The organism is Shewanella sairae (genome assembly GCF_023283535.1).
Lineage (GTDB): Bacteria > Pseudomonadota > Gammaproteobacteria > Enterobacterales > Shewanellaceae > Shewanella > Shewanella sairae.
In genome coordinates this window covers 1-2,483 of sequence record NZ_JAKILT010000139.1, presented here as the reverse complement: position 1 = coordinate 2,483, position 2,483 = coordinate 1, and the positions used below count along the sequence as shown (strand labels likewise).

At 40.2% G+C, this 2,483-nt stretch carries 2 protein-coding genes; both read left to right on the top strand.

The annotated features are described in order from the left end of the window. Window positions 1-638: 638 nt before the first annotated feature. Window positions 639-1,322, top strand: coding sequence for a hypothetical protein (locus L2748_RS23515; protein WP_220783533.1), 684 nt, complete (start codon window positions 639-641; stop codon window positions 1,320-1,322). 174 nt (window positions 1,323-1,496) lie between these two features. Then, window positions 1,497-2,399: a hypothetical protein gene (locus L2748_RS23510; protein WP_220783532.1), complete on the top strand. Its 903-nt coding sequence runs from the start codon at window positions 1,497-1,499 to the stop codon at window positions 2,397-2,399. The last annotated feature ends 84 nt before the right edge of the window (window positions 2,400-2,483 follow it).

The window sequence follows — 2,483 nt, the reverse complement described above, 5'->3', positions numbered from 1 at the left end:
TTGATTTACGGGTCATTTGTTCACCTTGTGTTTAGATGGGGATTATACCCCTTACATCTTGGTGTCCAAATTCACTATGCCACTACAATATTGAATCATTACAGCTTTTGAGTAATAAAATCTTTCTTGACATAAATGCTCCTGTAACAGTAACTCAAGCCAAACAGGGCACCTGACTTTGTAACTTTTTCAAAGTTCAACGCTGTCTAAATATGTTAGACATTTATGCTGCAGAGGACTTTGACGCTTATATTGGGGAGTTTCAAGATGCTTAGCTAAGTATTTTCGGTGAAAAAACCTTAAAAAAGATGCTATCTGAAAGGCATGAGAGATATTTCAATGTCTATGAGTCAAAACCCGACACGATGACTATCGAAGCAATAAAGCCTGCTAGTGTCCAAAAAATTGAGCAAGCACGACTTGGAGTCGTCAGAAGCTAAGGAGACCTATCTCTATATTAGCAACGGCAAAGGCAGTAGCAGCTCAACCTCGTGTAAGTTTAGGTATTAAAGATAACTGCTATTCCCGTTCACTTAAGCTGTAACACCGAAATAAGTACCTTTTAACGTCGCTTATTGTCATATTAAGCTAGGTCCGAGTTACGAGCATTACCTCTATTAAAAGGAATATTAATTGAGATGAAATCACTAAAACATCTACAGGACAATCTGCAATGGTTTGACTTCACCTTTTTAAGCCAATATCTCCGGCTTGACAGTCAGAGCGAAGAAAAACTCCCAGTCTCATTTAACTTTTTTAGATTACCGCTTATAAAAGAGCTACTTTTAGGCTCAAGCTTGCTTCCTTTTCTGCTCACAGCGCTCATCATTCCCTCCATTGACCCAAAAATGGATTTTTTGCGCTTTCCAATCTTAACCGTATTGTGGCTAATACTCTATATTGCTATCCGTAAGAAAATCATCAAAGCTCATCTAGGCATTGATACCCAAGATAAAGCCAATAGCCTGATAATAATCAACGACACTGCGATCACTTTGCCACGATTTTTAACCGGAGGGCCTATTGCTTTTGCCAAAACAGATATCAAACACTTACAATGTTTTTGGGATAGTTACCACGACACTCATCAGATCCAGCGTAAGCGAGCCCACACCATTGCCATTACTTTATACAATGGTCAAGAATATCAACTCATGGGCATGGCATACCCACTTAGAAGCCTGCTTTACCTCGCTATTCACTTCAATTATCCTCTTGTCATGCAACAACGTAAGCCGCCTAAAGAGCCCATTATGACGTTTGCAATGAGGTTTACGGTAGCAGTGGTCATGTTTAATCTTTTAATGCTGTTAATTAACTAATACTAAATAACAAACCATCAATTTAACTCCCGCAAACAGCGATGATTGCTACCAAGATACACCCTTTAGGGCAATACCAAGCCTAAAGGATTAGTGCTAAAGTATCGCTTTTTTAGGTACTGCATATTTGTAAAAATCTAATACCAATCAGTATAATACAAGGACGAAACGCTCATGGTAACGGAATTACTGGCGCTCGAATTCAAATCTAAACGCACGTTAACTGCCCTGCTGGTGTTAAGCGCTATTAATACCGGCTGCAGTCCAGAGCAAAGCCCGTCAATCTCTACCTCCCCTGCAGTAAACACTTTCACCGCGGCAAAGCCTACGGCCTCTGCAACCACCGGCAATAACCAAACATTGGCCCATGACGCATCCAAGCAGCGCCAGATACAAGCGTCAAATGAAACAACTAAAGCTAAGTCAACGAGCACTGCACGTATCGACAGCTGGGAAAACAAAGATGAAGACAGTGATGGCATTCCAGATGAGCAAGATGACTACCCATTTGATGCCAACAAAAGTACATTGTTTTCTATTAATGAAACCGCAAACAACAATTTAATTGAAACCGCTGATGATGTAGGTCAACACTTTCCATTTAGAGTGACAGGCAAACTCCCCCATTCTGGTGATACTGATGTTTTTAAAATCACCCTACCAAGATCACACTTAAAAGCGACCGACAGGTTAAGCATCACTATTCTATCAAGTGATTCCAACTTCTATCCTACAGCCAATTTATTCGATAGAAATGGCACACAACTTAAAACATATAGAGAAGACAAGATTAAGCCTGTGAACGGGTTAAAATATCACTTCACCTATATGCCAAATGGCAACGAAACTGCTTATTTAAGCATTTCCTCTTTGAGGCAGCTCGGTGATGCCTCATACACGGCAGAGATCTCGATAGATAATGACGCTGATGGAATCGCTGATATAAAAGAAAAAGCCCTAGGTATGAACCATCATCGCCAAGACACTGACAGCGATGGAATTAAAGATAGTTATGAATACTTTGTTTACAAGCATAACCAGTTAGAAACCGATATCGATAATGACGGCATAGCGTAAGCGATCAATATAAGACGGATTCCTTGAGGGGCAACGTTTAGATAATCTCAGAACAAATCCCATTCTGAGAACATCCTATGACTA